At 63.4% G+C, this 5,690-nt stretch carries 5 protein-coding genes; 1 reads left to right on the plus strand and 4 read right to left on the minus strand.

The genetic code is table 11. The features are described from left to right. Nucleotides 1-166 precede the first annotated feature (166 nt). The 4 genes from IAE39_RS28755 to IAE39_RS28770 all read right to left on the minus strand — a co-directional run bounded on the left by IAE39_RS28755 (nucleotide 167) and on the right by IAE39_RS28770 (nucleotide 4,645). A complete protein-coding gene (locus IAE39_RS28755; protein ID WP_201207850.1) occupies nucleotides 167-1,489 on the minus strand; it encodes a dicarboxylate/amino acid:cation symporter in 1,323 nt (440 codons plus the stop codon). A 397-nt stretch (nucleotides 1,490-1,886) separates the two neighbouring features. Further along, nucleotides 1,887-3,233, minus strand: a complete 1,347-nt coding sequence (locus IAE39_RS28760; protein ID WP_201207851.1) for an ATP-binding protein — start codon at nucleotides 3,231-3,233, stop codon at nucleotides 1,887-1,889. Continuing rightward, entirely contained in the window at nucleotides 3,230-3,907 is a 678-nt protein-coding gene (locus IAE39_RS28765) for a response regulator (protein WP_201207852.1), read from the minus strand. The genes IAE39_RS28760 and IAE39_RS28765 overlap by 4 nt, the downstream gene beginning before the upstream one ends. A gap of 132 nt (nucleotides 3,908-4,039) precedes the next feature. Continuing rightward, entirely contained in the window at nucleotides 4,040-4,645 is a 606-nt protein-coding gene (locus IAE39_RS28770) for an outer membrane beta-barrel protein (RefSeq protein WP_201207853.1), read from the minus strand. A 129-nt stretch (nucleotides 4,646-4,774) separates the two neighbouring features. Here IAE39_RS28770 and IAE39_RS28775 point away from each other — a divergent pair, with 129 nt between their 5' ends. Continuing rightward, a complete protein-coding gene (locus tag IAE39_RS28775; protein ID WP_201207854.1) occupies nucleotides 4,775-5,566 on the plus strand; it encodes a dienelactone hydrolase family protein in 792 nt (263 codons plus the stop codon). Nucleotides 5,567-5,690 lie beyond the last annotated feature (124 nt).

The raw sequence follows: 5,690 nt of genomic DNA on the forward strand, positions 1-5,690 counted from the left end.
GCCTTGCGTCGCGAAAGGGCTGCGTAGCAGCCCCGGCAATCTTGCAGGAAGGCGGAAGCCCTGGGGCCGCTACGCGCCCCGATCGCGACACAAGGCCGCTCCTACAAGGGACCGCGCAGGCATGAAAAAGGCGACCCCGGGTCGCCTTTTTCATTTCAGTCAACAATCAACGCGCCGGGCCTTCCGCCACGCCCAGGTCGTCGGTCGGGCGGGTATCGACCAGCGGTGCACCACCGGAGGCCAGCTCCGAAGCCAGCTTGTCGTTGTCCATTTCCTTGACCCACTTGGCCACCACCACGGTAGCAACGGCGTTGCCCACCAGGTTGGTCAGGGCGCGGGCTTCGGACATGAAGCGGTCGATGCCGAGGATCAGCGCCAGGCCGGCTACCGGCAGGTGGCCAACGGCCGACAGGGTGGCAGCCAGGACGATGAAGCCCGAACCGGTAACACCGGCAGCACCTTTGGAGGCCACCAACAGCACCAGCAGCAGGGTGATCTGGTGGGTGATGTCCATGGTGGTGTCGGTGGCCTGGGCGATGAACACCGCAGCCATGGTCAGGTAGATCGAGGTGCCGTCGAGGTTGAACGAGTAACCGGTCGGGATGACCAGGCCGACTACCGACTTCTTGGCACCCAGGCGCTCCATCTTGGCCAGCATGCGTGGCAGGGCCGATTCCGACGAGGAAGTACCCAGCACGATCAGCAGCTCTTCACGGATGTAGCGGATCAGCTTGATCACGCTGAAGCCGTGGGCGCGGCAGATGCCGCCCAGCACCACCAGCACGAACAGCAGGCAGGTGATGTAGAAGCAGGCCATCAGGTAGCCCAGCTGTACCAGCGAGCCCACGCCGTACTGGCCGATGGTGAAGGCCATGGCACCGAAGGCACCGATCGGGGCCAGCTTCATGATCATGTTGATGATGTTGAACATGACATGGGCGAAGCGGTCGATCATGTCCAGCACCGGCTTGCCGTAGCTGCCCAGGCGGTGCAGGGCGAAGCCGAACAGTACCGAGAACATCAGCACTTGCAGGATGTCGCCGTTGGCGAAGGCGCCTACCACGGTGTTGGGGATGACGTTGAGCAGGAAGCCGACGGTGGTCTGCTGCGCGCCGGCGGCGGCATAGGCAGCCACGCTGCTGGCGTTCAGGGTGCTGACGTCGATGTGCATGCCAGCGCCTGGCTTGACCACGTTGACGACGACAAGGCCGATGATCAGGGCGATGGTGGAGACAATTTCAAAGTACAGCAGCGCGTAGCCGCCAGTCTTGCCGACCGACTTCATGCTCTGCATGCCGGCGATGCCGCTGACCACGGTACAGAAGATGATCGGGGCGATGACCATCTTGATCAATTTGACGAAGCCGTCACCCAGCGGTTTCAGGGCAACGCCGGTTTCGGGGTAGAAGTGGCCGAGCAGGATGCCGATGGTGATGGCGACCAACACCTGGACATACAGGGATTTGTACAGCGGCTGACGTGTCGTCATGGCTAATTTTCCTCAAGTGTGCCGGTTCACCCTTCCCAGGGTGATGGGGCACCTGAATCGCTAACCCTCCTGCACCTGGAGGGATTTGTCGTTGTGTTCGAGCTGCCTGGGCAGGCCTCTGCGAAGATCAATAGCAAGGGTGGTGCCAAAATGCCCATCAAGGGTGCAAAGGCCATGTTTGCTTGGGATAAATGCCCAACGACAGGGCGATTTGGTTGAGGAGGGCTGGCGGATTTCCGCCTGGTGGCGGAATTTGTACAGGGGGTGTTGGCGGGAATCCGCCCATTGGTGGGTTGCCTGTTCTGGCCTATTCGCGGGTAAACCCGCTCCCACAGGAGACCTGTGTAGTACCTGTGGGAGCGGGTTCACCCGCGAAGAGGCCGGTACAGGCGACGAATCACTCCAGGTTGAAGGTAATCCTGAACGCCGCACCGCCCAAAGGCGAATCCCCCAGGCTCAGCACGGCGTCATAGCTGTCGACGATATCCTTGACCACCGCCAGCCCGATCCCCTGCCCCGGGTGCTGGCTGTCCAGCCGCTCGCCACGCTCGAGAATGCGCTCACGCTGGTCGGCCGGCACGCCCGGCCCGTCGTCCTCGATGCACAAGGTCAACCGCCCCGGCGCCTGCTCCAGGCTTACCCGCACCTGGCTCAGGCTCAGCCGGTAGGCGTTCTCCAGCAGGTTGCCGAGCATTTCCAGTAACGCGCCCTGCTCCATCGGCACCTGAGCCGTGTCGGGCAATTCCAGTACCACGTCTACCCGTTTATCGCGGTAAACCTTGGCCAATGTGCTGCACAGGCTGTCGAGCAACGGCCGCAACAACACACTGTGGCGTACCAGGCCACTCTTGCGCAGGCTGGCGCGCTGCAGCTGGTAGTCGATCTGCTGGCTCATGCGCTCGATCTGGCTTTGCAGCACCCGCGCCTGTTCACGCTCACCGCTGCGCTGCTGCAGGCTTTCGCCCACGCCCTGCAGCACCGCCAGTGGGGTTTTCAGGCTGTGCGCCAAATCGTCCAGCGAATCGCGGTAGCGTGTGCGCTGCTCACGCTCACTGCGCAGCAGGCGGTTGAGCGAGCGGGTCAGGCGCAGCAACTCGCGAGGGTGCTCGCCGCTTAAGCCATCGCGGGCGCCCGACTCCACCTCATCCAGCTCGTGGCTGAGCCGGCGCAACGAGCGCAGGCCCCAGGTCAGGCCAGCCCACAGCAATATCAGGAGCGCCAGCAAGGCCGCGCCAAAGCCAAGGTAGAGCTTTTCGCGCAGGCCATTGAGCGTGGCCTTGTACTCGCTCACCGGCTGCAGGGCGACAATGCTGTAGGCGGCGCTCTGGCCACCCAGCAGCTTGATCTCGACGTCGTAGACAAAGAACTCTTCGCCATCGGACTGGTGGATGCGGGCAAACTCGTTGCCGCGCCCGTCATAGCGCGGGCGGTAGTTGATGTGCCGGTCGGCAGTGGCACGCGACTGCCAGACCAGGTTGCCGTCGCGGTCGAAGATGTACCCCAGCAGGCCGGTGTACGGCAGGTTGTAGCGCTCGTCCGGCAACAGCGTTGGCATCTGCAACTGGCCATGCTCGATGCGCGCGGCGGATATCAGCGTGGTCACGTCCGAAGCCAGGCGCTGCTCGATCGATTCCTGCAGGGCCAGGCTGAAGGCCTTCTGCAGAGCTGGCAGCAAAGCCAGCATGAACAGCAGCGCCAGCACGGCGGCGGCCAGCATCAGGCGCACGCGCAGCGAGCGGATCATCGGCAGCGCTCGGTGAACAGGTAGCCCAGGCCGCGTACGGTATCGATAGGCTTGAAGCCATGTTCGCCCTCAAGCTTGCGCCGCAGGCGGCCGACCAGCACCTCGATCACATTGGGGTCGCGCTCCTCGTCCCCCGGGTACAGTTGCTCCATCAGGCGGTCCTTGGCCACCACCTGCTGGTGATGGCGCATGAGGTATTCGAGGATGCGGTACTCGTAGGCGGTCAGCGCCAGGGGCTGTTCGTCCAGGGTGGCTTGCTTGCGGTTGAGGTCGAGCACCAACGGGCCGGCGGCGATGGTCGACTGGGTGAAGCCGCTGGAGCGGCGCAGCAAGGCATTCAGCCTGGCTTCGAGCTCTTCGAACTGGAACGGCTTGACCAGGTAGTCGTCAGCCCCGGCGGCCAGGCCTTCGACCTTGTCCTGCCAGTTGCCACGGGCCGTGAGGATGAGGATGGGGAATGTCTTGTCCTGACTGCGCAGGCGCGTGATCAGCTCCAGGCCACTGATGCCGGGCAGGCCCAGGTCGATAATGGCCAGGTCGAAGTGGTACTGCCCGGCCTGGTACAGCGCCTCTTCGGCATCGGCGACCGCCTCGACCACATGGCCGCTTTCGCACAGGCGGGTGTAGAGGTGATGGCGAAGCAGGGCTTCGTCCTCGACCACCAGCAGTTTCATGTGCAGCTCCTTATTTGTGTTGCCTGTGCCGGCCCTTTCGCGGGTAAACCCGCTCCTACAAGGAGAACGCATTCCTTTGTAGGAGCGGGTTTACCCGCGAAAGGGCCGGTACAGGATAACCCGGCAGGCCCGTCAGAACTTGTAGGAAGCCGCCAGGTAAGTCTGCGCACTGCTGGTCAGGCGCAGGGTACCGTCCTTCGGCCCGCCATGCGCGCCTACTTCGGTCGCGGCATTGGTGCGCAGGTAACGGTAGCCCAGTTCAACCGAAGCCTTGTCGGTGATGTCCTGAATCACACCGGCCTGCAGGCCATAGGCATAACCGTAGTCGGTATCGCGGCTGGCGCCTGGCGAGTCCTGGGTGAGCTTGGTCATGCCCAGGCTGCCGCCGCCGAACAGTTTGGTGGTATCGCCCACCGGCAGGAACAGGTCGTAGCTGCCCAGCAGGTTTTCCTGGCGCAGCTTCAGGCCGCTGTGGTCACCCGAGACGTTGTCATAGGTCATGTAGTAGCGGCCCTGGTCGTTGATCTTGCCCACTCGCACACCCCAGGTGTCATCCTTGCCGATGATACCGTCGGCGTTGAGGTTGTCGGTGTTGCGCTGCAGCAGGCCAGACTTGCGAACCTTGTCGCTGGTCTGGCCGTAGGTCAGGCTGGCGAAGTTGTCGTCGGCGGCCTGGGCGGTGGTGATGCCAGCGGCGCAGACGGCCATGGCGGCAAGCAGGGTGTTGAAGGTTTTCATGGCAGGTTACTCCAGTTGGGTGCGCTGTTTCGGTCTGGAAGCTAGAGTAAGCAGGGCACCCTGAACCGCGACTGAACCCTGACTGAACCTCGGCTGAACGAACCGAAAGCCGAACAAGGAGTAGTGCCCATGCGTGTCCTGCTGGCCCTGACCCTGATGTGCAGCGCCGCCCTCGCCCAAGCGGCGGTCCAAACCCGCGAAATCCCTTACCAGGACGCCGATGGCAACCGCCTGGTCGGCTACTACGCCTACGACGATGCCGTCGAGGGCAAGCGCCCCGGCATTGTCGTGGTGCATGAGTGGTGGGGGCTGAACGACTACGCCAAACGCCGCGCCCGCGACCTGGCAGCGCTGGGCTACAACGCGCTGGCCATCGACATGTATGGCGACGGCAAGCACACCGAGCACCCGCAGGATGCCCAGGCGTTCATGGCTGCGGCGATGAAAGACCCTGCGGCGGCGGCCAGGCGGTTCGACGCAGGCCTTGAGCTGCTGAAGCTGCAACCGAACACCAACAAGCATGAGCTGGGCGCAGTCGGCTACTGTTTCGGCGGCAAGGTGGTGCTGGATGCTGCGCGCCGTGGCGAGAAGCTGGACGGTGTGGTGAGCTTCCATGGCGCACTGGCCACCCAGACCCCGGCCAAGCCGGGCGTGGTGCGCGCGGATATCCTGGTCGAGCATGGCGCGGCCGACAGCATGGTCACCCCGCAACAGGTAGAGGCGTTCAAGGCCGAGATGGATGCGGCCAAGGTCAACTATCAGTTCGTCAGTATCGAAGGGGCAAAGCACGGGTTTACCAATCCGGATGCTGATCGCTTGAGCCATGGTGAGCATGGCGGGCCAGACATTGGCTACAACAAGGCGGCGGATGAGAGTTCCTGGGCGGATATGCAGGCGTTTTTCAAAAAAGTGTTCAAGTAAAGAAAACTCAAGGCTCGCGCGATCTTTGTAGGAGCGGCCTTGCGTCGCGAATGGGGCGCGCAGCGGCCCCAAAATCTCAGCCACCCTGCAAGATCGCCGGGGCCGCTGCGCGGCCCTTTCGCGA

The organism is Pseudomonas sp. S37 (assembly GCF_016658545.1).
Classification (GTDB): domain Bacteria; phylum Pseudomonadota; class Gammaproteobacteria; order Pseudomonadales; family Pseudomonadaceae; genus Aquipseudomonas.